Origin of the sequence: Runella zeae DSM 19591, from assembly GCF_000423565.1 — a bacterium.
GTDB lineage: Bacteria > Bacteroidota > Bacteroidia > Cytophagales > Spirosomataceae > Runella > Runella zeae.
Genome location: NZ_AUIF01000037.1, coordinates 63,420 through 86,180 on the forward strand (window position 1 = coordinate 63,420; position 22,761 = coordinate 86,180).

Here is a 22,761-nt window from a genome sequence, read left to right on the forward strand (position 1 = left end):
TCGTAATTTGTTGACTATCAATAAAATGAAATATCTCTCCTACTTACTTGGATTGCTATCTTTTGTTTCTGTGGCACAAAACCCCTACTTATCTCTTCAAAACGACCAACTAAGCCTCACTCCTCAAGGGGCTTCGTTTTTGGCTAAACTCCCCCTGCATTGTATTCATGTAGAATATCCTAACAAAACAGGGCATTCGATAGAAGCCGAAGCAGACGCAAAAATGACGCCCAAAGAATTGCATCCTGCTTTTTATGGGTGTTTGGATTGGCACTCGTCGGTACACGGGCATTGGATGTTGGTGAAGTTGTTGAAGAATTTTAAGAATTTGCCCGAAGAAGCTGAAATTCGGAAGGTATTGGCCGAAAGTTTTGGGGCCGACAAAATGAAAGCCGAAGCCGCTTATTTTACTAAATTCAAGCTCTCTCGTACTTTCGAGCGTACGTATGGCTGGGCATGGCTGTTGAAATTGGACGAAGAACTCTATACTTGGGATGATCCCCAAGCGCGTGAATGGCACCAAAATTTACGCCCTCTGACGGAGCAAATCGTAAATCTCTGGACGGCATTTTTGCCCAAACAAACCTACCCTAATCGTACCGGTGTGCATCCCAATACGGCTTTTGGGCTGGTGTTTGCGTTGGATTATGCTCGTACCGTCAAAAACACAAATTTTGAAAAACAAATAGTAGAGAAAGCCAAGTACTTTTATCTTAACAATACCAACGCCCCCGCTATTCAAGAACCTGATGGCTCAGATTTCTTGTCGCCAAGTTTGGAAGTGGCCGATTTGATGCGGCGTATTTTGCCCCAAGCCGATTTTCTGAAATGGTTCAATGGATTTATGCCAGCGGCAGGTCTCAAAAATATTGCTCAACCGCCCGTGGTGAGCGACCGCAGCGATATGCAGATTATTCACCTCGACGGTTTGTCGCTGAGTAGGGCGTGGTGTATGAAGGGAATTGCTAAGGCATTGCCCAAAAACGACCCGCGTAGAGCACAGTTGCTCAAAAGCGCCCAAAATTTTATCAATCTCACTTTACCCCAAATTGCCAGTGGCGAATACGGCGGAGAGCATTGGCTAGGTTCGTTTGCGGTTTATGCTTTGAGTAAAACCCCTAAGTAGCGCTAATACACAGCTTCATGGTCTATCACCAAATCTTGCTTCTCCCACTTGCCTTGGGAGATGTGAATGGGGTTGAGGTTCATGGCATCGTCAAAAAGATTGGCGTACAATCCTTTGTCTTCTTTGACAAACACCGAATAATAACCTGGAGCTAAGCCAACACAAAAATTTCCCTTTTTATCAGACTTCACTTTTTTGATGAGTTTTGTCTGAATATTTTTATAAAATACCCCTCCTTCGTCTGTCTCGGCTTGTTTTGAAGACGTGAGTTCATAGATATACACCTCTCGCACCACGGGTGTGCCTGTAACCAAACGGCTTGGTGCGTCGGGAGAAGGCATGAGATTGCCGGCTTTCCAAATTACTTTTCCTTTTATACCTTGTTTGAAGCTTTTCTTTTGGGCAGAAGCCTCTATATCTATGGCAAGAAAGGCTACCATAAGTAACAAACAAATTTTGCTCGTAACAACAGTGAGCGTATTTAGAAGGAATAACTGCATTGGAACAAGATTTTAGAAAAAATCCTCGCTTGGGCGAGGATAATGTCTGATATTAACGAAAACTTACAACGAAGATTATACCATCTCCAAAGCATACACCTCCGCCACTTCTTCCAAGATGGCCACGATTTTTTCGTAGGTAGGAGCTTCTACCAACCGCATACGGTAGGGTTTGAAATTAGTGAGTCCTTTGAAATAAGTAGCGTAGTGACGGCGCATCTCAAAAATACCCGTTTTATCGCCTTTCCAGCGGATTGAAAAATCAAGGTGTTTGCGACAGACACGTACGCGCTCGGCCGTGGTAGGAGGGGCCAAATGCTCCCCTGTTTTCATAAAATGCTTGATTTCGTTGAAAATCCACGGGTATCCAATACTCGCTCTTCCAATCATAATACCATCTATACCAAAGCGATTGCGATATTCTAAGGCTTTTTCGGGGCTATCGATGTCGCCATTGCCAAAAATCGGGATTTGAATGCGTGGATTTTCCTTGATTTTGCCAATCAATGTCCAATCAGCCTCTCCTTTGTACATCTGTACACGGGTGCGCCCATGAACAGTAAGTGCCTTGATACCAATGTCTTGTAGGCGTTCGGCTACTTCTTGAATATTTTTGGTGGACTCATCCCAGCCCAAGCGTGTTTTGACCGTCACGGGCAGGTGAGTTGCTTTTACTACGGCTTCGGTCATTCTGACCATTTTCGGAATATCTTGTAACAAAGCCGCCCCAGCCCCTTTGCAAGCGACTTGCTTGACCGGACAGCCGTAGTTGATATCAATCAAATCAGGACTAGCTTTGGTCGCAATTTTGGTGCATTCGCCCATGGTTTCGATGTCACTCCCAAAAAGCTGAATCCCAATGGGGCGCTCGTACTCAAAAATGTCTAATTTTTGTACACTCTTAGCCGCATCTCGAATCAGCCCTTCAGATGATACAAACTCGGTATACATCAAATCGGCCCCGCCTTCTTTACATACTGCCCGAAACGGAGGGTCGGATACATCCTCCATGGGAGCAAGAAGCAATGGAAACTCACTCAGTTCTATATTTCCTATCTTTACCATATGTTGTCAGTTATTTAGCGGCTATGTGTATAGTAGCTAGTTATTTAGTCAAAAAAATAACGGTTAATGGATAACATTTAACAGATAACTAATCTCTGTAATCAATTACAAATTTCGCTCTTTTTTCTTTATCTGTGAAAATAACCTAAATTTGTTCCCTAAAATTCATCCTTCGGAGAATACTTCAAATAATTATACTTTGTAAATCACAAAATAGAATGTCTTATTTATTCACTTCAGAATCTGTATCGGAAGGCCATCCCGACAAAGTAGCTGACCAAATCTCAGACGCTCTCATTGATCACTTCATGGCGTTTGATCCCACCTCAAAAGTAGCATGTGAAACCCTTGTAACGACCGGGCAGGTTGTATTGGCAGGTGAAGTAAATACCAAAACATATCTTGATGTTCAGCAGATAGCCCGCGAAGTAGTGGCTAAGATTGGTTATACCAAAGCTGAGTATATGTTTGAAGCACACTCTTGTGGTGTTCTTTCGGCTATCCATGAGCAATCAGCCGATATCAATCAGGGGGTTGACCGTAAAACCAATGACGATTTTGAAAGCAAAGCCAATGCCCAAGGGGCTGGTGACCAAGGGATGATGTTTGGGTATGCCACGCGCGAAACCGACAACTTCATGCCTTTGGCGCTCGATTTGTCGCACAAGATTTTGGAAGAACTTGCGGCTATTCGTCGCGAAAATAAGCGCATCAAATACCTCCGCCCCGACGCTAAGTCGCAGGTAACTATCGAATACTCTGACACCAATAAGCCTATTCGTATTGATACTATCGTAGTATCGACGCAGCACGATGATTTTGCAGAAGACGAAGCTATGCTTGCTACGATTCGCAAAGACATCATCAGCTACGTAATTCCCCGCGTAAAAGCAAAGTTGAAGCCTTCATTGCGCAAATTGTTTAATGACCAAATCACTTACCATATCAACCCAACTGGCAAATTTGTTATCGGTGGCCCTCACGGAGATACGGGTTTGACAGGCCGTAAAATCATCGTAGATACTTACGGTGGCAAAGGCGCTCACGGTGGTGGTGCTTTCTCAGGTAAAGATCCTTCAAAAGTAGACCGCTCGGCGGCTTATGCTACGCGCCACATCGCCAAAAACTTGGTAGCAGCGGGTGTATGTGATGAGGTGTTGGTACAAGTATCATACGCTATTGGGGTGGCTAAGCCTTGTGGTTTGTACGTAAATACTTACGGAACTGCCAAAGTAAAAGGCGAAAATGGTAAGAAATTGAGCGATGGCGAAATCGCAAAAATCGTAGAAAATGTATTTGACTTACGTCCTTACGCGATTGAGCAGCGTCTTAAACTTCGTAACCCAATTTATTCAGAAACCGCCGCTTATGGTCACATGGGCCGCGAGCCAAAAGTGGTAACCAAAGTATTTGAAAACGCCGGACAACGGGCTGAAGTGGAAGTAGAGCTTTTCACTTGGGAAAAACTTGATTATGTTGACGCCGTAAAAGCTGCGTTTGGCTTGTAATCAGGCTACTCATAGAATAAACATGAGTTACCCCGAATTTAGATGATTCCTAAAAAAACCTTCTGATTTGTATTTGAGTAGGCTCAAACTCTCGAATGTAAACAGAAGGTTTTTCTGTTCTTAATCACGTATCATGGAGGTTATTGTAACTATCTTTTTACAAATTTCCTTTGATTCACTTCTGCGCTTTTGTTTAACTTCTCCCAAGTCTTTTGTTTTTTGGAATTGGTTATCTACAAACTTTCAGCCTCTCTGAGGCAGCAAATAAGGATGTTGTTATGCCAGAATAGCTTCGGAGAAGCTCAATCTTTGTAGTATAAGGTTTTCATCTTTATAATAAGGACTTCGGAGAAGTCAAACATAAACCTTTGTGACTACAAATCTTGAGCTTCTATCTGAGACGTCTTGTATGCTAGTGGTTAAATTTTCCAAGAAAACGCATGTATATATCAACCCAGGGGTCGAAATCATGCCTCCTTTTTGAAGAGCTTTGCATCGGCCCAAAAGGTACCAAAAGGAATCACAGAGGCCAAAAGCGCTAATCCTGTTTTTTTGGTTGACCATTGGTACTCAATTTTACATTGTATCACGGCCAATACATACAATACAAACAAGACGCCATGTGCCATTCCGATGATTTTGTTGGGCTGTGGCATAGCAGCGTAGTATTTCAACGGCATTGTCACAAAAAGGATTAACAAAAATGAAACCCCTTCTATAAAACCAATAATGCGTAGCCGTCCAATTTGAGTTTTGAGTAAATTCGTCATTTTTAGAATATTGTGGTGAAAACGCCTTCTTCAAAGGCACTACAAAGAAAATCAATTTGGGCCTTGTTGGGACGCGTATTCACCAAAAAATTAAGGCGGACCAAATAAAATCCCCGTTACTTCGCGCCAGTTTTTGGCTTTTCGCACATCCCTAGCGATGTCGCGCCATTCATGAAAATTGAGATAAACCACATTCTTAGAGGTCACAGGTTTTGTAAGACCATACACGGGCTTTTCGGTTTCTTCTTGAAATGTCCCAAAAAGTCGATCCCAAATGATGAAGGTTGTTCCGAAGTTTTTATCAAGATAAGCTTCGTTCTTGCCATGATGTACGCGGTGATGCGAGGGAGTCACAAAAATATATTCAAACCAACGGGGTAGTTTGTGAATCACTTCGGTATGTATCCAAAATTGATACAGCAAATCGAGCTGATAGCAAGTAAACGTAATGACAGGATGAATACCAGAAAGCCAAACGGGTAAGAAAAAAATGATTTTTATGTGCTGTGTCCATGAATTACGGAAAGAGGTCGCTAGATTGAGATGCTCTGACGAATGATGCGTGACGTGCGTAGCCCACCAAATCCGCTGCTTGTGAGCAATAAAATGCGCAAAATAATTGCAAACGTCAATCCCTAAATAGGCCAATACCCACGCCCACCACGTATTTGGAATACGCCAAGGGGTGATTTCGTAACAAAATAAACTCAATCCCACAATGAAGGCTTTGAGGAGACCATTGATAACTAAACTTCCAATCCCGATGCCAACCGAGGCTTTTAGGTCTTCGGTATCGTAGTGGTGGTGGTCATCGTGCTTCAGGAGCCAATATTCAATCCCTACACATAAAAAAATCAACGGAGCCGCATACAGCAATATCGGCTGCAAATCTTGTTCAAATTGCTGAGGAGTCATACTAAGAAAAACAAAAATTTTGAAAAAAAATGGTTTTGGAGGGCTGTTAGAAAATCATAAAATCGAACCCAAAATATCAGACATAAATGCGTTCATAAACGGCTTGGTTTTTGACAGAATCGAAGCCAAATAGTTCGATATAAGCTACTTTCGGAATCAAGGCGGTGGAGGCAAGTTGTACAAATACCTTTTGTAAAGAAGCCCTACAACCTTTGATTTGGGTAAATGCAGCCAATTTGCCTTGATGATAATCAAGGGTAATAGGGCGATTTTTGAAGGCATTGAGGGTAATCTCTACGGTGTTAGAGGTAGAATTGGCAGTATGGGTTTTATAACCATAAGCAAGTTGCCATTGGAGATTGGAAAGGTCTTCTTTTTGGCCTTTTTCGGCGTACCTTATCCAATATACGTCAATAGGTTTTTGGAGATTGAGCTTTTTGTCGGCGATCAGGTTGGCATCATAAATCACCGTATTGGCGTTGTTGCTGCGCTGAATATAAAAAAGGCGATTGGCCGACGTAGGCGGTTCGGGAAAGTTGGTTTTGGGCGAACGAGTGTTAAACCCAAAAAAGACAAAACTTGTGAGGACTGTTAAAAAAATGGTTTTCATGGCTGTACAAAGTATGGTTTTTATTGATACTTATGTCTTAATGACAACCCACGCCACGGCTCCCCCTATTGAAATGATAAAAAATTAGGTGACGTCTTTAAAACAAAAGCATTGAATCTGTTCTTTTATAAAAAAAACAAAGTAGCTTGCCTCCTTTCTGAGGGAGCCGAAGAAAGGGGAGAGGCTGACAGAAAGAATGACACCTTTTTTGTAAAAAGAATGTTGTGAATAAGTAATGTTGGACACGCATATTAAAAGATGACGATTGAAAATAAACTCACTCAAGTAGCTTTAAGGCCCGAAGCGGGCTGGCAGGCGGCACAAGAGTTGGGGTGGGCGGCGGTTTTGTGGCGGTTGCCCCGAGCCAAAGAAAAACAGCTCATCATCAATTTTAACCCAGAGTTGACCCAAACTAAGATTGTGCTAGAGGATTTACCGGCGGGTTTTGCGGTAAGTCCTTTTCTGAATTTAGAAGGCAATGATTCGTTTTTTATAGAAGCCGATTTGTATTTTCGTTTTGGGGTTTCCGATGAAGTATTAGCGGAGCAAAGCAGCCGCCCCCTTACCGACCCCCAAAGGGCAACTTGGGAAAACCGCGCTCATTTGGTTGATTTGACTCCTCATCATGAAGTTCACCCTTTGGTGCATCGTACCCACAGCGATGTGGCCTCATCTTCATATATTCAGTCGGTACAAGAGGCCGTAGCGGCTATCGAAGCAGGAAGTCTTAAAAAAGTGGTTCTTTCTCGTACCAAAGAAATAGAACTACCCACAGGGCTTTCGTATGTGCAGTTGTTTGAACGCTTAAACCAAAAATATCCCAACGCTTTTGTGTCGTTGGTATATTTACCTCACCTCGACCAAGTATGGCTCGGCGCTACGCCCGAAACACTCGTTAGTGTAGACAAAGAGGGTATTTTCCGAACGGTGGCTTTGGCCGGAACTCAGTCTGCTTTTGATGGAAATGGGCAGTTGATGTCGCCTAAAAAAGCACCTTGGACCCAAAAAGAAATCGAAGAACAAGCCCTGGTGAGTCGGTACATTATCTCTTGTTTTAAAAAAATCAGGGTTCGAGAATACGTAGAAGAAGGCCCCAAAACGATAATAGCGGGCAATTTGATGCACTTGTGTAGTGAGTACGCCGTAGATACCAAAGAAATCAACTTTCCCGAAATAGGCACCGTCATGCTTGAATTGTTGCATCCCACGTCAGCCGTGTGTGGAATGCCCAAACAGGCGGCCTTGGACTTTATTCAAAAGCACGAAAACTACGATAGAGCTTTTTACAGTGGTTTTTTGGGGCCGGTAAATGTCGAAAAAGAAACAAATTTGTTTGTCAATTTGCGTTGTATGAAAATACAGCAAGGGATTGCCACTCTGTATGCGGGCGGAGGAATTACGGAAGACTCCGACCCCCAAAAAGAATGGCAAGAGACCGAACTCAAATGCCATACCATGCTGTCGGTATTGGCCGAAACCTAAAACAATCACCGCTTTTTTGGCGTTTTATGAGTAATTTTGCCAAGGAAATTCTGAAACTGTAAACCATCATCTGATTCATGCTAACGCTCAACGACACCGTATCGCTCCAAGACGCGATAAAGTCGTATCAATATGCCAACTCGCTTACCGAGTATTCGCGTCGTAAAACCATCACCGTCAACATTGGGGGAGTGCCTATGGGGTCTGATTATCCTATACGAGTACAATCCATGACTACCGTCGATACGATGAATACGGAAGGCTCCGTAGAGCAGGTGATTCGGATGGTAGAATCGGGCTGCGAATATGTACGTATCACGGCACCGAGTGTCAAAGAAGCCCAAAATTTAGAAAATATCCGTAAAGAACTGCGCGTGAGAGGCTACACCGTACCTTTGGTGGCTGATATTCACTTTACGCCCAATGCTGCCGAATTGGCCGCGCGAATTGTAGAAAAAGTACGTATCAATCCAGGGAATTATGCTGATAAAAAACGTTTTGAATTGATAGAATACACCGAGGACGAATACCAACGGGAATTAGAAAGAATCCGCGAAAAATTCATTCCTCTTATCAAAATATGTAAAGAATACGGCACTGCCATGCGGATTGGTACCAATCATGGTTCGCTTTCAGATCGTATCATGAGCCGCTACGGCGATTCACCGCTTGGGATGGTGGAGTCGGCACTGGAATTTTTACGAATTTGTGAAGAATTTAACTATCATGAAGTGGTGCTTTCGATGAAATCAAGCAATCCCGTAGTGATGGTGGAAGCTTATCGATTGCTGGTCAATAGGCTCGATGCCGAAGGGCTTCAACCCTATCCTCTGCATTTGGGCGTAACCGAGGCCGGAGAAGGCGAAGATGGCCGTATCAAGTCGGCAGTAGGAATCGGGACCTTGCTCGAAGATGGCTTGGGCGATACAGTGCGTGTATCCCTTACCGAAGATCCCGAATTTGAAGCGCCTGTGGCTAGGGCACTCATCGACCGCTATACGCACCGTTCGGAACAATCAACACCGATTCAAGCAGTGAGTGGCTCGCCTATCAATCCTTTTCAATATAGCCGCCGCAAAACCCAGGAAGTATATAATTTGGGCGGTAGCAATGTACCAAGAGTTATTGCAGATTTTTCCCAAATCAACATTGACAAGTACGAAGATTTGCGGAGTATAGGGCATTATTATTTGCCCGTACCCGACAAGTGGAAAATGAATGACTTGGGGGTTGATTTTATTTATACTGCCCAGCAACCCGCGCCTTTTATGCTCCCAATGGGCCTCAAAGAAATCGTGGATTATGAAGTGTGGCTCTCTTTGAAAGACCAAGACAATAAATTTCCTTTGTTGACTTGGGCACAATGGCAAAACAAAACCACGGTAAGTTCTAAACTCAATTTTGTGGCGCTAAATGCTACTCAATTGGACGACATACAGGATTTGAAGGCAGAAAATGTAGTGGTACTTCTTCGTACCGACAATGCCCACGCTATGCCAGCGTTGAGACGGTTTATGTTTGAATTGACTACGAAAGGCGTCGATTGTCCTGTGGTGATTCATCGTTCCTACGATACCGCTCAAGCTGACGAACTTTCTCTTTTTGCGGCTACCGATTGTGGAGGATTGTTGGTCGATGGTTTTGGGGATGGTATCATGCTATCGGCTCAGGTAGAAGCCTCGCTTGATACGGAATCAAAACTCCAAATGGCGTCCCAGCAAAACAGCATTGGCTTCGGTATCTTACAGGCGGCTCGTACGCGTATGTCAAAAACCGAATACATTTCGTGTCCTTCGTGTGGACGTACCTTGTTTGATTTGCAGGAAACGACCGCCATGATTCGGAAGCGTACCGACCACCTCAAAGGCGTAAAAATTGGAATCATGGGCTGTATCGTGAATGGCCCTGGCGAAATGGCCGACGCTGATTATGGCTATGTAGGTATTGGGAAAGATAAAATTTCACTGTACCGAGGTCAACAAGTGGTCAAAAAATCGGTAACTGCCGACAAAGCCGTAGATGAACTCATAGCCCTTATCAAAGAAGACGATAAGTGGTTTGAGCCCGAAGAAATAGAGGCTTTCTGATAAATGATAGAGAGTTTTGAATAAGTAGTAGTACAACATAAGACTTTGCCGTCTGCCGTTGTCGTAAGCTTTAAGTGGAAGATTATCAACTTGGGAAGTCGATTTTTGGGCAAAAACTTAAACAACAAAACAATTTTTGTGATGAAACGCTTGATTCAATTTTTTCAACTTAGTGAAGTCTTCGGATATTTTGTCCGGGTATTTCAAAAACCCGACCCTTCGCGGCCCAATACATCCTATTTGAGAATGATGCACGGTATCAACCGTATCTCTATCATCATGTTTTTGTTTTGTATTGGGGTGATGTTATACCGATTTTTTACCCGATAAAAATGAACATTGAAACTTTTCAGGCGTATTGTTTGGCCAAAGCAGGAGTGACCGAGGAGTTTCCTTTTGGGGAAGAGACAATGGTCTATAAGGTAATGGGCAAAATATTTGCGCTCACTTCACTTGATACTAGTCCGTTTAGTATCAATCTGAAATGTGATCCTGAGAAGGCTTTGCTTCTTCGTGAAGAATATGACTGTGTGAGACCGGGGTATCATATGAACAAAAAACATTGGAATACGATCATCGTGGATGGCTCCGTAAAATCAGGCGTCATTGCCGAATGGATTGACCATTCTTACGAGTTAGTGGTGCTATCGCTTCCCAAAAAAATACGTGAAGAGTTGATAAAACAAAAGTAGAAGGCATCAGCTGATACCCCCGAAATCCCCTTCTCTTTTAGGATGATATGAATATCAAAACGACCCGCGATTCACTGCTTTCGCAACTAGCCCAAATACGCCAAACTTACGATGAAAAGTTGGCTCCTTTGAGCGAGCAACAGCTCCTTTGGAAACCCTCACCTGACCGATGGGGGATTCTGGAATGTTTGGCTCATCTCAATATGGCTAGTCAGTATTATGTAAGACAGCTTCAACTAAAATGGGAACAAAATTCAACTGCTGGTACCCAAACTAGTGAGTTTGAGATGAGCATAAATGGAAAGTTGATTTTGCGTTTTTTGGACCCTAAATCTAGCGTAAAGATTCCTGCTCCAAGCATGTTTAAGCCCAAACCTTATCATTTGGATGTGCCCAAAGTGAAACAGACATTTGTTGAGGTTCTGGAAGATTTTTCAAATTTTATCGAAAAATCGGATCGTATAGATTGGAATCTTAGGGTGCTTTCTCCTTTTAGTACGTGGCTAAAATTTCGCCTAGGAGACGTTTTGATTTTTGTTACGGCTCATCTTCAACGGCACCTCAATCAAGCTCTAAAAGTCATGCAAGAGCCTGCCTTTGCAAAGGTGTTATAATAGCCCCAAAAAGCCCATTTTTAGGCTGTTATGCCCTTTTTTTTGAAAAATGTTAGATTTTTTTTTGAATTCTAATTCTTTGTTAATTGTCTGATTATCAGTGAATTGGACTTTTTGGTATATTTGTCTTTTATAAAATTGCACTATTTTCATTAATTTTTTACTTTTTTCTGTTGCGTTTAAAAGTAGAATTACTAAATTTCGGCTAAATGACGCTATTTTTGGCGTTTTTGGAAACATTTTAAAAACCAAAATTTGTAAATTATTATGGCAAAATTTGATGAAGTCAAAAACTTGATAATGAGTCTAGAAGGGGACTTTGATAAGTTTTATAACAAAGGCAATCAAGCAGCCGGCACTCGTGTTCGTAAAGGAATGCAAGACCTTAAAAATTTGGCTCAAGCGATTCGTGCAGAAATACAAAATACCAAAAACACTAAAGAATAAGGAATCGGCTCACTGAAAACACCGAACATCAACAAAGAGGGGACCTAACAGCTAGTTAAGTCCCCTCTCTTGGTTTAAGCACTAAACGTTTGGGCGATTTTCATAGCTACTGCCATATCTCCTTCTATCTTCAATTGACCCGACATAAAGGCGGTCATGGGATGAAGCTCGCCGCTTAAAAGAGCCAAAGCATCGGCTGTAGAAATATCGAAAGTGCAATCGGCTTCCCCGTCTTGGGTACTTACCACATTGGGCACTTGCTTAGCATCTACTAAAATAACACCATCTTCAGTAACAAATTTGATGGAGGCGTCGAGGCCACTATCCGAGCCGACAAGGGTTGTGATTTTTTCAGTGAGGGATTGGAAGCTCATGCTGAAAGTTGGTTTTTAGATTGAAAAATACGAATTTGGGAGGCAAGTTAGGAGTCTTATTTGTCAATAATTAAAAACCAAACCTATTTTTATGAAAAAAAACATCTTTACTTTATTTTTCCTTTTTAGTACCGTCTTCTGCATCGCTCAAAAGAAAGTCATCCAAACAGACCAAGCACCTGCTCCGATTGGGCCTTATAGCCAAGCGGTAGAGGCCAACGGGATGGTTTTTGTGGCGGGGCAAATTGGCCTCAATCCCCAAACTCGACAGCTAGTAGCGGGTGGAGTAGAGGCAGAAGCTGCCCAAATAATGGACAATATCAAAGCCATTTTGAAGGCTGCTAACCTTAGCTTAGCCGATATTGTAAATACGACTATCTATGTCAAAGATTTAGCTCACTTTTCCAAAATCAACGAAATTTATGGAAAGTACTTTGAAGGTAATTTTCCTGCTCGTGCTACCATTGGGGTTGATAATCTGCCAGGAGGGGCTGCCCTCGAAATTGCGGTGGTGGCCGTAAGAGGCCCCCGCAAAAAATAACAAACAAATCTAGTATTAAAATTGTTGATTGTAAAGTGTTGATAATCAATTCGTAATGTGGTTGGTTGTCAATGATGTCTTTCTCCAATTTTCCTTTTTTTGAGTTTTTACTAAAAATTTAGTTAAATAATTTGGAAAACTAATATTTTAGTTTTTACTTTGAATCGTATTACTACCTATCACAAACCACTATGAGAGAATTAACAAAAGCCGAAGAAGAAATCATGCAAATCCTGTGGGATTTGGGAAAAGGCGTAGTATGGGATGTCATTGAGCATTTGCCCGAACCTAAGCCTGCTTACAATACAGTCTCTACATTCATCAGGATACTGGAGCAAAAAGGGTTTATTGATCACCGAGCTATCAGTGGTAAAACCTACGAATATTTCCCAATTGTGACCAAGGAGGATTATCGTGCGTACGAAGCCAACAAGCTCGTTAACAATTATTTCTCAGGTTCTTTGAAGGAATTGGTTTCGTTTTTTGTACAAGACAACAATTTGAGCCTTAAAGATGCCGACGAGATTATAAAAATGTTACAAAATAAAGATTAGCAAAAAAGAGCTGTGGGCTCATACCCACAGCTCTCTATACTCCCTAAACCTCCCGACTAATATCCATGGAACACTTAACCTATCTTTTAAAAGTAAGTGGAGGCATGATTGCCCTCTATACAGTGTATTGGCTTGTATTGCGCAAGCATACTTATTTTAGTTTCAATCGATTTTATCTATTAGCAGCCTTGTTGTTGTCGTTTGGAGCACCTTGGGTGACTTTCACCGAAGAAGTAAAAATAAAATCCAGTAGTACACCTATCTATTTAGATCCTGAGCTAATGACCGAGGTAGTTCCTCAGGCAGAGCCTGTTATATCGACCGAAGCAGTGCTGTTAGGCCTGTATGTGATAGGGTTATTAGTGATGTTGGGGAGACTAGGATACCGATTGTGGCATTTGAGCAGGCTCATCAATGAGGGGTATAAACAACGTATAGGGGGCTATGTACTCGTCAAAAATACAGCGGCTGATGTTTCCTCTTTTTCGTTCCTCAATTACTTGGTCATTGCCGAAAAGGATTCGTCGGCCTATGCTGATGTGATTTTGAGACATGAGCTAGTACATATCAAACAACGACATAGCTGGGATTTACTTTTGATAGAAGTCGTACAGGCATTGTGTTGGTTTAATCCGATATTGATTTACTACAAACGTTCGCTCAAAGAAATTCACGAGTTTATTGCGGATGAGCTTGCTACCGAAGGCGACCGCTTTGGCTATGCAAGGAGGCTGGCGAGTTATGCGCTAGGTGTGCCGCCTCAAGTATTGACCAACAACTTTTTTGATGTATCACAACTTAAAAATAGAATAGCCATGTTGACCAAAAATCGTAGTTCGAGATGGGTACTAGGAAGATATCTTCTGGCAGTACCAGTAGCAGGAGTGTTGATTTCGATGGTTGCCGCTCGCTCGGTAGAAGTGATTGAGATTAAGCCAGATGTAGTCGAAATTTCTAACCAAGGGGTGATGACGGTCAAAGGGACCGTTGTGGATGCTAGAGATGGCAAAGGCATACCCGGCGCGAGTGTCATATTGAATGGAAGCGAAAGAGGCACTAGCACCGATAGCAAAGGAGCCTTTGTGTTTAGTGATATACCTACTAATGCCGAGCTTTTGGTGGAGTTTATTGGATTTAAAACGCGAGTGATTCCGGTGGCGGGCAAAGCCAATACCACCAAGATAATGAAGATAGCACTTTATGAAGGCCCCAATTTAAAAAATATGCCTGTCACCAAAAAAGAGGCTACTCTTCCGCCGCCACCTGAACTTTTAAAAAATGGAGACAAGGTGTATAGTGTAGTACAGCAAAGTCCAGAGTTTGTAGGGGGCATGAAAGCCCTAGGCCCATACATCCAAGCTAACATGAAATACCCTGCACCCGCAAAGCGTGCCTATGTAAGTGGAAAAGTATTTATCAGTTTTGTAGTGCTCAAAGATGGGTCATTTACCGATATAAGGGTGATAAAAGGGATTGGATTTGGATGTGATGAAGAGGCGCTACGTTTGGTAAAAACCATGCCGGCTTGGAAGCCTGGAATGCAAGACGGCAAGCCTGTCAATGTAAGATACAATTTGCCCATTCATTTTGAATTGGATAAGAAATCGGCACAAAATGAAACAAACGACGAGGCAAACCTCCGTGGCAAGGAAGTAAAAATACAATTGGCACATGCATCCAATCCTAATGAAGAACCTTTGATGTTGCTAGATGGGGTACCTTTTAAAAAAGGAGTAGAAGCCTTGAATCCAGATGATATAGAATCGATTGAGGTAGTGAAAAACGACGCGGCGGTTCGTATCTATGGGGCAGAGGCAAAATATGGGGTTGTAAGAATCATTTCTAAAAAAGCGGCTGCCAAAAATGACGACAAGAATCTTACTCTTAGACTTACAGACCCTTCTGCTTCAAATTTTTTAGGTCTTCATACCGATGATTTACCCTATTTTTTGGTAGATGATAAAGAATCTTCGCAAGAAGAGGTTCGCAAAATGGGGCCTAACAAAATAGAAAGTATCAATGTACTAAAAGGAGAAGGGGCAATAAAAAAATACGGTGATAAAGGTAAAAATGGTGTTTTGGAGATAAAAACCAAGAAGTAAAAGCCTGAAAACATAAATTAATTGTTAGCTTGAGACGAAACCCGAGAGATTTTCAATATCTGACGGGTTTTTTGTTTTATTTTGCGAGATAAAGATTTTCAACGTCTGTTAAAACTTGACAAGCCTTAGGGGTATTGGCCTAACACTTGTCAAGTTTCGCAATCTAATTTTGTTTGACCATAAAATGATTGAAACCCGCGCTTACGCCCGTGCAGGGCTACTAGGAAACCCTTCCGACGGTTATTTTGGAAAGACCATCTCTATTTCTGTTCGTAACTTTGGAGCTTCGATTACTTTACACGAATCGCCCGAGCTACAGATTGAGCCGCAAGTCCAAGATTCACACATTTTCAAAAATATATTTCATCTGCGCGATACCATCAGCACGTTAGGGTACCACGGTGGAATTCCTCTCATAAAAGCGGCTATCAAAAAATTTGTGGAGTATTGCGAAAAAGAAGGCATTCGGCTTTCCAACCAAAACTTCACGGTGCGCTATCGTACTACTATTCCACGGCAGGTGGGTTTGGCGGGGTCAAGTGCCATTGTGGTAGCTACTTTGCGAGCGCTGATGCAATTTTATAAAGTGGAAATTCCTTTGCCGATTTTGCCGACGTTGGCCTTGAAAGCCGAAGTAGAGGAGCTAGGAATCACGGCTGGGCTGCAAGACAGAGTCATTCAGTGTTATGAAGGCTGTGTGTACATGGATTTTTCAAGGGATTTGATAGAAAGCCAAGGGTATGGGTATTATGAATCCATTGATCCTCGTTTGTTGCCTAAGTTGTATATTGCTTATAAAACCGATTTGAGTAAAGTATCGGGAAAAGTTCTTAATACCATTCGTCAGCGGTGGGAGCAAGGTGACCCTCATGTAGTAGGTACGCTGCAAAGCATCGCCAATGTAGCAGGTGAAGGGCGCGAGGTTATCAAAAACCAAGATTATGAAAAATTGCATGATTTGGTAAATCAAAACTTCAACTTTAGAGGCCACATCATGACGATTACGGAGCGCAATCAGGCCATGATTGATACTGCACGTGCTTGTGGTGCGTCGGCTTCATTTACAGGCTCTGGGGGGTCGATTATCGGCACATACCGCGACGAAGAAATGCTCAATCGTCTTTTTGTAGAACTCAAAAAACAAAACGCGCGCGTCATAAAGCCATTTATTGTTTAAACTGTTGGGGGGAAAAAGTTGTTTGTAAGAAGACAGACACTTATAGTTTTTCCGATGACTAGCATCCCCACTTCTCGTATTTTTGACGACAATTTTTTATCACCTTATCGCCAACAAGGCGACCCTGCGGCCGATAGGGTGATTGCCCAATTAGCACAAGACCAAGGCCGGGAAGGATTGGGGCGTTTTATGCGTTATTTGGGCGATTTTCAGGACTTATCGACTAGCCAATGGCCGGCTTATGTAAAGCAGTTTTTTGAGGAACACCAAAAACTCCCGGCGTTTGCCGACAGTAGGCAAATGCAGCAGGCGTTAGCTTTTTTCTGGAAATACGATCAACAAATTGCCCTCCTATTAGGTTGCTATTCGCTGCCGTATTGTTATGCAGCGGCAGAAGGGGCGCAAGTGCTTTGGCTTTCACAGCGTATCAAAAACGACACTTTTAAGCGTCTTGAAGAAACGGGTGAGTTTGTATTTGGTATCATGCAAGAGCGTGATTGGCCCAATGCCCGTAATCTTACCAAAATCCTCAAGATTCGCTTGATGCACGCCGTAGTACGTTATTTTACGTTTCATTCTGGACAATGGGATAATGCTTGGGGTATGCCTGTGAATCAAGAAGATATGGCAGGTACAAATCTGGCGTTTTCGTACATTGTCATCAAAGGTCTGCGCAAACTAGGGATTTTAATCTCTGTGGCAGACGAAGAAGCGTATCTTCATTTTTGGAATGTAGTGGGGTGTTTGTTAGGATTGGAGGCGCAATTATTACCACAGCATTTGAGAGAAGCCTACCATCTCGACCGCGCCATCGCCAAGCGGCAGTTTAGAGCTTCGGAAGCAGGCACGGGACTGACCAAGGCATTGATGGAAGTGTTGCGTCAGCAAGCGCCTACAGAAGTTTTGCGAAACTTGCCTGTAGCACAAATGCGCTTTTTGTTGGGCCCCTCTGTGGCTGATTTACTGGAGGTTCCCTCATTCTCGTGGGAGGAAAAGGTGGTGAAAATTACTACTGTTGTTCCTATTTTTAATAATTTAGTACGTAGTAATAAATCACCATCGGCGGTACTTACAAAGTATCAGCGTCGATGATTTTGTTTGCCATCCGAGATTGTTTATCTTTGAATAATGGCTATTGATATATTCCAAAAATTCATAATCACCACTACCATCTTTTAGTGTCAACGTTCCACCAAAAAGCAGTTTACTAGCTTGAGCGGTTTTTTCAGCCGATAGGGTCTAGTTGTTTTTAGTAAACTGACGAAGTTTAAATCTCAAAAAGCTATGAAAATCAGAACAACTTGTCTCCTTGTATTTGTATTATTAGCAGATATTGCAATAGCTTCACCTCGCGATTCATTGTGGACAAAAATCTACCGCAAAAGTTTTCCTACTTATGACGAAGAACTGATATTTCATGATAAAAAAAGGCGTTTTGCCACCTTCAGGACTTTCGATAAGTCGGGGATGCTGATGACCGAAACCAATTTCAAAGATTACCCAGAAGGCATAAGGCAAGGGTTTTCGAAAGGGTTTTATTCAAATGGGCAGCTTTACTGGATTGCCGATTATCGCAACAATGAGCTATTTGGAGAGTTTAGGGTATACTATGAAGACGGAAGCCTCAAACGTCGAGAGATTCATCGCTCAGGGATGCGAAAAGCGGGGTATTGCTATGACCGTTCAGGAGAAGAAATACCGTTTTTTGAGTTTTTTCGCGAACCTCAGTTTCCGGGGGGGGACTATGCTTTGCAATCCTACATTCGTAAGAAGCTAAAAGGAGTGAACATTGGTACCCAAAATGAGTTTTATGCCTTGGATTTATTGATTCAAGCCGATAGTGTAGCGGTACTCAACCGGTTTGGAAGTACTCAACTGCTCTCAGTGAGGCACCTGACGGAGCTGATTCGAGATATGCCCAAGTGGAGTCCTGCGTACTTTGACGAAGTGCCGCACGACAAAACATACTCGGTCAATTTGGTTTTTCGTAATGGTAGTGTTTACATAGCCAATATACTACCTGATTTGGGTGGGGTTTATCGTAAAAAATTCCACGCACCAGAAGTGCCCTCAAGCAGTCCACCTATTCCGGGTCGACGCCGATAAAAAAGGGGCTGTCTCAAAAGTAACAGGGCACAAAATATTCTTTGGTTTTAACCTCATCCCAACCCTTCTCCTGCCAGGAGAAGGGCTTTTAAAGTCCCCATCTCCAGAAAGGAGAGGGGGATTTAGGGGACGGTCGGCCGCTGCCGTGAGGTTGAATAGGCACAAAAGAAAATTTGGTAACAAAGACTTTTGAGACAGCCCCTTTCATATCAATACTCCTATGATTCGGCGCGCTCGGCCAATACCTCAGCTAAAGGACGAAATCCTTCGGGTACTTTTTGTACTTCTTCTTCTGGTGAATAAGGATATACATCCAAGATAGGCGTAAGATTTACATCCGTAAGTTCATACGGTACAAGCATCGTAGCTAGGCTTTTTTCGATGCGTTCGATGGCTTGTTTGGGGCTATCGGCATTGATAAGCATGTAGCTAACAATTTTTTTCTCTTTGCCTTTGGTTTCGTCGATAGATACATAAAACATCTTGCATTTAAACCATTTTTCTCCGCCTTCTTCTTCAAAGTGAAATACATCGGAGAGTTTCATGCGAGTAAGGCTACTGATTTGAAAGTCGGGGGTATTGTCGGCTACGATTCGATATAGGCGAGCCTCCGCATCGGTATATGATACGGCGTCGATTAAATAAGCCTCCGAAATGGTTTTGAGGGCGCCGTTTTCTTGTTCTTGTTGATATTTGATTTTTCCTAAGTACCAGCTTGGCATTTTGATAGATGGATTGGGTGACGTAATCTTTTTGAAAATAGAGCTTGTTTTCTGACTCAAAAGGGTCTTGCAAAGATAGAGGAATTTTGGAGCGAGAGCTTCCAAAATAATCGAATGAGTAGGAGAGTTGCTGAAAATGAGTATTGGGTTATTTCTCCTTTCACGGTCATTTACTTGCTTTCGAGAAGAGCTATCAGCCCTCCAAAGCCGTGCTTTCGACAATTTTCAGGTGCAATTTATGCCTGTTCGTCGCATCTTGGGGTGAGATGCCTATTTCATATACCCAATGGTTTTAATTTTGGACACCCACACACTCCCAATAGTGCAATCAACGAATGAACAGAAAATGAAAACTAGGGGGAATACTTAATATAATTGCTTAACTGAGTGCCCATTAGTCGTTAAAAAGTTGGTATTATTTTTATATTTGATGCGGTTTATTGGGAAATATTGAAAATTAAATTTTGGCGACACTTGAAATAAGAAGGATATAATGTAATCTTTAACTATTGTTCGCTTCATCAGCTTATACTTTTCTTAACCTAACTTATATGCACTTCCAACATCTATTTAAACCTTTGTTAGTCTCATGTGTTGCGTTGTCGGTAGCTTCTTCTTTGCAGGCGCAAAAAATCGATGAGACCTATAATCAAAAAATCAAAGAGTACACTACCGACACCCGTTTTTTGCCTTCTTCGGTGCTCAATCTTGCCGATGACCCCAAGGTGTCTTCTCCTCTCAAACATTTTGGTAGTATCATTGGCGCACCGGGGGTATTGCATCACACTACGGAGATTTACGGCTATTTTCAGAAATTATCGCAGGTTTCGCCCTTCCTCAAAATCAGCCAAGTAGGCACGAGCGAAGAAGGCCGCCCGATTCAGCTAGTGACTATTGGCAATGAAGATGCTATCAAACGAGTGGCGCACTATCAAAAGCAATTGGCTTTACTAGCCGACCCTCGCAAAACAACTGCTCAAGATTTGGAGAAAATTTTGGGTGACAGTAAGCCGGTGTATTATATCAATTGTGGGCTTCACTCTCCCGAAATGGGCTCTCCCGAAATGGTGATGGAATTGGCCTACCGACTCATCACCGGGCAATCTGACGAAATCAAAGCGATTCGTAACAATATCATTCTCATTATCAATCCCGTATCGGAGCCAGATGGCTGGGACAAACAAGTGGATTGGTATAATCGATACACCAAAAATCGCACAAACTTTGAAGACGGGTTTCCGAGAGTGCCGTACTGGGGCAAATACACCTACCACGACAACAACCGCGACGGGTTGCAGATGTCGCAAGCCCTGACCAAAGCCATGTACAAGATTTATTTTGACTGGCATCCTACGGTTATGTTGGACTTACACGAGTCCGTGCCGTTGTTGTATATTTCAACGGGTACAGGACCTTACAACGAATCTATCGACCCCATTACTATCGGCGAATGGCAAGTCATGGCCAATCACGAAATGACCGCCCTTGCTTCGCAAGGATTGCCGGGAGTATTTACGTGGGCATTTTATGACGGATGGAATCCCGGCTATGCTTTTTGGATTGCCAACAACCACAATTCCGTAGGCCGTTTTTATGAAACATTCGGCAACGCAGGGGCTACTACTTATGTGCGTGATTTATCGACTCAGAAGTATTCGGGCGATCCCGTTACGAGCAAAGAATGGTACCGCCCTGATCCTGCGACCGAAAAAGTAAATTGGTCGTATCGCAACAACATCAATTATATGCAAGCGGGGGTATTGGCAGGATTGTCGTATGCGGCAAACAACAAAAGAGTGTTGTTGACCAACTTTTACCAAAAAGGACTCAATGCTATCAAAAAAGGCAAAGAAGAATCGCCCAAGGCCTTTGTGATTCCCCAAAAACAAAGCGACCCTGCGATGGCGGCTTATTTGGTGAATCAATTGCGCGGCCAAGGTATTGAAGTCCACAAAGCCGAAAGCGGTAAAAACCAAGGAGATTATGTGGTAATGTTGGAACAGCCTTATCGCAATTTGGCGGTATCGTTGTTGACCAAACAAAACTACCCTAAAGAAGCTAAATTTCCGCCTTATGATGATATTGCATGGACTTTGGGCTACCTCAATGGCGTAGACGTAAAAGCGCAGGATACGCTTACTTTCTCGGTTTCAGACCTTAAGCTCCTTACCGAAGATGCCAAATACATAGGAAAAGTGGACGGAGAAGCCACCAACTATGTCATCAATTATAAAGCTCAGAATACAGTTTTGCCAGCACTTTATTGGCTGAAGAATCAAGGTAAGTCTACTAAAATCAGTGTTTTGGAAACCAAAACAGCAGTGGCTGGAGTCAAAGATACGTTGGGCGCAGGCTCTATTGTATTGCAAGGACTTGCTGCCGAAGATGCAAAAAAAATAGCGTCGCAGTTTGGGATAGATTTATGGCCCGTCACCACACTCCCCTCTACCAAACAGCATGAATTGACCTTACCCAAGGTAGCGATTTATCATAGCTGGTTCAATACCCAAGACGAAGGATGGGTAAGATTTACTTTTGAGCAACGTGGCATTCCTTACACTTCTATTCACAAAGACGACCTCAAGGCGGGTAATTTGAAACAAAAATTTGACGTGATTGTCGTGCCTAAGATGAGAGGCTCGGCAAGTGATTTTATTCACGAAATTGATAAAAAATTTGGCCCGCTTCCTTACACAAAAACCGCTGAATATCCTTCGCATGGTATCCCTTATGCTACCGACGACATGACGGGTGGCCCGGGCTTTGATGGCCTTGATAAGCTCAAACAATTTGTGGAAGCAGGAGGCGTATTAGTACCTTTGGAAAATTCGGCAACTATGATAGCCGAAACGGGTATTACGCGTGATTTGGAAAAAACAGAAGCGGCGGGATTGTTTCATCCAGGGTCGATTGTACAGGCCAAAGCCCGCCAAACCGATAGCCCGATTTTGTACGGCTACCCAGAGGTGTTTCCGATTTTTAGAGGTATTGCGCCCATTTTACAGACCAAAAAGCATAATCGTAATATGATGGTGCTTCAGTATGGCACCAAGCCGCTCAAAGATGAAGAAGAATACAAAGGCCCTATCATGGGGCTTCCTGATAAAAAGGTAGAAAAAGAAACAAAAAAAGCCACTCCCAAAAAAGAAGAGCCTTATGTATTGTCGGGAATGGTAAAAAATGAGCAGACCATTATTGGTCATGGCGGAATTTTCAACGTGCCAGTAGGAGCAGGGCGAATCGTGGCTTTTACTTTCAATCCGCTACACCGCTATATCAATCATCACGATGCCCCTATGGTATGGAACGTGTTGATGCACTGGAATCATTTGGGAATGGGTGCTACCGAAAAATAAGATAAAACGCCTC

22 protein-coding genes are annotated in these 22,761 nt (G+C 42.8%); 15 read left to right on the top strand and 7 right to left on the bottom strand.

Going from position 1 to position 22,761, the window contains the following annotated elements:
* Window positions 1–25 precede the first annotated feature (25 nt).
* Entirely contained in the window at window positions 26–1,126 is a 1,101-nt protein-coding gene (locus tag G563_RS0111350) for a DUF2891 domain-containing protein (RefSeq protein ID WP_028665425.1), read from the top strand.
* A 2-nt stretch (window positions 1,127–1,128) separates the two neighbouring features.
* Here G563_RS0111350 and G563_RS0111355 read toward each other — a convergent pair whose 3' ends face one another.
* Window positions 1,129–1,566, bottom strand: coding sequence for a hypothetical protein (locus tag G563_RS0111355; protein ID WP_037326553.1), 438 nt, complete (start codon window positions 1,564–1,566; stop codon window positions 1,129–1,131).
* 135 nt (window positions 1,567–1,701) lie between these two features.
* Entirely contained in the window at window positions 1,702–2,691 is a 990-nt protein-coding gene (gene dusB / locus G563_RS0111360) for a tRNA dihydrouridine synthase DusB (protein ID WP_028665427.1), read from the bottom strand.
* Window positions 2,692–2,909: 218 nt separating this feature from the next.
* On the opposite strand from dusB, the gene metK reads away from it, so the two are divergent.
* Complete coding sequence (gene metK / locus G563_RS0111365) at window positions 2,910–4,199, top strand: methionine adenosyltransferase (RefSeq protein ID WP_028665428.1); 1,290 nt, start codon at window positions 2,910–2,912, stop codon at window positions 4,197–4,199.
* A gap of 467 nt (window positions 4,200–4,666) precedes the next feature.
* Here metK and G563_RS0111370 read toward each other — a convergent pair whose 3' ends face one another.
* The 3 genes from G563_RS0111370 to G563_RS0111380 all read right to left on the bottom strand — a co-directional run bounded on the left by G563_RS0111370 (window position 4,667) and on the right by G563_RS0111380 (window position 6,494).
* Complete coding sequence (locus tag G563_RS0111370; RefSeq protein ID WP_028665429.1) at window positions 4,667–4,969, bottom strand: DUF3817 domain-containing protein; 303 nt, start codon at window positions 4,967–4,969, stop codon at window positions 4,667–4,669.
* 90 nt (window positions 4,970–5,059) lie between these two features.
* Complete coding sequence (locus tag G563_RS0111375) at window positions 5,060–5,884, bottom strand: sterol desaturase family protein (protein ID WP_028665430.1); 825 nt, start codon at window positions 5,882–5,884, stop codon at window positions 5,060–5,062.
* A gap of 76 nt (window positions 5,885–5,960) precedes the next feature.
* The gene (locus G563_RS0111380) at window positions 5,961–6,494 is read right to left on the bottom strand and encodes a DUF4833 domain-containing protein (RefSeq protein WP_028665431.1); all 534 of its coding nucleotides are present in this window, start codon (window positions 6,492–6,494) and stop codon (window positions 5,961–5,963) included.
* Window positions 6,495–6,752: 258 nt separating this feature from the next.
* On the opposite strand from G563_RS0111380, the gene G563_RS0111390 reads away from it, so the two are divergent.
* From G563_RS0111390 to G563_RS0111420, 6 genes are all read left to right on the top strand, one after another.
* On the top strand, window positions 6,753–7,976 hold the full coding sequence (locus tag G563_RS0111390) for a chorismate-binding protein (protein ID WP_028665432.1): 1,224 nt from the start codon (window positions 6,753–6,755) through the stop codon (window positions 7,974–7,976).
* A 77-nt stretch (window positions 7,977–8,053) separates the two neighbouring features.
* Entirely contained in the window at window positions 8,054–10,063 is a 2,010-nt protein-coding gene (ispG, locus tag G563_RS0111395) for a (E)-4-hydroxy-3-methylbut-2-enyl-diphosphate synthase (protein ID WP_028665433.1), read from the top strand.
* Between the two features lie 141 nt (window positions 10,064–10,204).
* Window positions 10,205–10,393 carry a DUF6728 family protein gene (locus tag G563_RS0111400; protein WP_028665434.1) on the top strand — a complete coding sequence of 63 codons (189 nt, stop codon included), beginning with the start codon at window positions 10,205–10,207 and terminating at the stop codon, window positions 10,391–10,393.
* A gap of 2 nt (window positions 10,394–10,395) precedes the next feature.
* Window positions 10,396–10,755, top strand: coding sequence for an MmcQ/YjbR family DNA-binding protein (locus G563_RS0111405; RefSeq protein ID WP_028665435.1), 360 nt, complete (start codon window positions 10,396–10,398; stop codon window positions 10,753–10,755).
* A gap of 47 nt (window positions 10,756–10,802) precedes the next feature.
* Window positions 10,803–11,369, top strand: a complete 567-nt coding sequence (locus G563_RS0111410; RefSeq protein WP_028665436.1) for a DinB family protein — start codon at window positions 10,803–10,805, stop codon at window positions 11,367–11,369.
* 267 nt (window positions 11,370–11,636) lie between these two features.
* Window positions 11,637–11,816, top strand: a complete 180-nt coding sequence (locus G563_RS0111420) for a BF3379 family histone-like protein (RefSeq protein ID WP_028665438.1) — start codon at window positions 11,637–11,639, stop codon at window positions 11,814–11,816.
* A 74-nt stretch (window positions 11,817–11,890) separates the two neighbouring features.
* Here the strand turns inward: G563_RS0111420 and G563_RS0111425 are convergent, their stop codons facing one another.
* The gene (locus tag G563_RS0111425; RefSeq protein WP_028665439.1) at window positions 11,891–12,190 is read right to left on the bottom strand and encodes an SCP2 sterol-binding domain-containing protein; all 300 of its coding nucleotides are present in this window, start codon (window positions 12,188–12,190) and stop codon (window positions 11,891–11,893) included.
* Window positions 12,191–12,281: 91 nt separating this feature from the next.
* On the opposite strand from G563_RS0111425, the gene G563_RS0111430 reads away from it, so the two are divergent.
* From G563_RS0111430 to G563_RS0111455, 6 genes are all read left to right on the top strand, one after another.
* Complete coding sequence (locus G563_RS0111430) at window positions 12,282–12,731, top strand: RidA family protein (protein ID WP_051210915.1); 450 nt, start codon at window positions 12,282–12,284, stop codon at window positions 12,729–12,731.
* Between the two features lie 191 nt (window positions 12,732–12,922).
* Complete coding sequence (locus G563_RS0111435; protein WP_028665441.1) at window positions 12,923–13,285, top strand: BlaI/MecI/CopY family transcriptional regulator; 363 nt, start codon at window positions 12,923–12,925, stop codon at window positions 13,283–13,285.
* Window positions 13,286–13,350: 65 nt separating this feature from the next.
* Window positions 13,351–15,387, top strand: a complete 2,037-nt coding sequence (locus G563_RS0111440) for a TonB family protein (protein ID WP_084650837.1) — start codon at window positions 13,351–13,353, stop codon at window positions 15,385–15,387.
* A 184-nt stretch (window positions 15,388–15,571) separates the two neighbouring features.
* Window positions 15,572–16,564: a mevalonate kinase family protein gene (locus G563_RS0111445; protein WP_028665443.1), complete on the top strand. Its 993-nt coding sequence runs from the start codon at window positions 15,572–15,574 to the stop codon at window positions 16,562–16,564.
* A gap of 54 nt (window positions 16,565–16,618) precedes the next feature.
* Complete coding sequence (locus tag G563_RS34440; protein WP_037326557.1) at window positions 16,619–17,656, top strand: oxygenase MpaB family protein; 1,038 nt, start codon at window positions 16,619–16,621, stop codon at window positions 17,654–17,656.
* A 192-nt stretch (window positions 17,657–17,848) separates the two neighbouring features.
* A complete protein-coding gene (locus G563_RS0111455; protein WP_028665444.1) occupies window positions 17,849–18,670 on the top strand; it encodes a toxin-antitoxin system YwqK family antitoxin in 822 nt (273 codons plus the stop codon).
* 218 nt (window positions 18,671–18,888) lie between these two features.
* Here G563_RS0111455 and G563_RS0111460 read toward each other — a convergent pair whose 3' ends face one another.
* Window positions 18,889–19,392 (bottom strand): DUF4494 domain-containing protein, encoded by a 504-nt coding sequence (locus G563_RS0111460; protein ID WP_028665445.1) that lies wholly within the window; start codon window positions 19,390–19,392, stop codon window positions 18,889–18,891.
* A 551-nt stretch (window positions 19,393–19,943) separates the two neighbouring features.
* Here G563_RS0111460 and G563_RS34445 point away from each other — a divergent pair.
* Window positions 19,944–22,748: a M14 family zinc carboxypeptidase gene (locus G563_RS34445; RefSeq protein ID WP_037326560.1), complete on the top strand. Its 2,805-nt coding sequence runs from the start codon at window positions 19,944–19,946 to the stop codon at window positions 22,746–22,748.
* The last annotated feature ends 13 nt before the right edge of the window (window positions 22,749–22,761 follow it).

Coding starts and splice junctions, on each gene's coding strand:
- G563_RS0111350 (WP_028665425.1), top strand. CDS start 26: ATGAAATATCTCTCCTACTTACTTGGATTGCTATCTTTTGTTTCTGTG.
- G563_RS0111355 (WP_037326553.1), bottom strand. CDS start 1,566: ATGGTAGCCTTTCTTGCCATAGATATAGAGGCTTCTGCCCAAAAGAAA.
- dusB (WP_028665427.1), bottom strand. CDS start 2,691: ATGGTAAAGATAGGAAATATAGAACTGAGTGAGTTTCCATTGCTTCTT.
- metK (WP_028665428.1), top strand. CDS start 2,910: ATGTCTTATTTATTCACTTCAGAATCTGTATCGGAAGGCCATCCCGAC.
- G563_RS0111370 (WP_028665429.1), bottom strand. CDS start 4,969: ATGACGAATTTACTCAAAACTCAAATTGGACGGCTACGCATTATTGGT.
- G563_RS0111375 (WP_028665430.1), bottom strand. CDS start 5,884: ATGACTCCTCAGCAATTTGAACAAGATTTGCAGCCGATATTGCTGTAT.
- G563_RS0111380 (WP_028665431.1), bottom strand. CDS start 6,494: ATGAAAACCATTTTTTTAACAGTCCTCACAAGTTTTGTCTTTTTTGGG.
- G563_RS0111390 (WP_028665432.1), top strand. CDS start 6,753: ATGACGATTGAAAATAAACTCACTCAAGTAGCTTTAAGGCCCGAAGCG.
- ispG (WP_028665433.1), top strand. CDS start 8,054: ATGCTAACGCTCAACGACACCGTATCGCTCCAAGACGCGATAAAGTCG.
- G563_RS0111400 (WP_028665434.1), top strand. CDS start 10,205: ATGAAACGCTTGATTCAATTTTTTCAACTTAGTGAAGTCTTCGGATAT.
- G563_RS0111405 (WP_028665435.1), top strand. CDS start 10,396: ATGAACATTGAAACTTTTCAGGCGTATTGTTTGGCCAAAGCAGGAGTG.
- G563_RS0111410 (WP_028665436.1), top strand. CDS start 10,803: ATGAATATCAAAACGACCCGCGATTCACTGCTTTCGCAACTAGCCCAA.
- G563_RS0111420 (WP_028665438.1), top strand. CDS start 11,637: ATGGCAAAATTTGATGAAGTCAAAAACTTGATAATGAGTCTAGAAGGG.
- G563_RS0111425 (WP_028665439.1), bottom strand. CDS start 12,190: ATGAGCTTCCAATCCCTCACTGAAAAAATCACAACCCTTGTCGGCTCG.
- G563_RS0111430 (WP_051210915.1), top strand. CDS start 12,282: ATGAAAAAAAACATCTTTACTTTATTTTTCCTTTTTAGTACCGTCTTC.
- G563_RS0111435 (WP_028665441.1), top strand. CDS start 12,923: ATGAGAGAATTAACAAAAGCCGAAGAAGAAATCATGCAAATCCTGTGG.
- G563_RS0111440 (WP_084650837.1), top strand. CDS start 13,351: ATGGAACACTTAACCTATCTTTTAAAAGTAAGTGGAGGCATGATTGCC.
- G563_RS0111445 (WP_028665443.1), top strand. CDS start 15,572: ATGATTGAAACCCGCGCTTACGCCCGTGCAGGGCTACTAGGAAACCCT.
- G563_RS34440 (WP_037326557.1), top strand. CDS start 16,619: ATGACTAGCATCCCCACTTCTCGTATTTTTGACGACAATTTTTTATCA.
- G563_RS0111455 (WP_028665444.1), top strand. CDS start 17,849: ATGAAAATCAGAACAACTTGTCTCCTTGTATTTGTATTATTAGCAGAT.
- G563_RS0111460 (WP_028665445.1), bottom strand. CDS start 19,392: ATGCCAAGCTGGTACTTAGGAAAAATCAAATATCAACAAGAACAAGAA.
- G563_RS34445 (WP_037326560.1), top strand. CDS start 19,944: ATGCACTTCCAACATCTATTTAAACCTTTGTTAGTCTCATGTGTTGCG.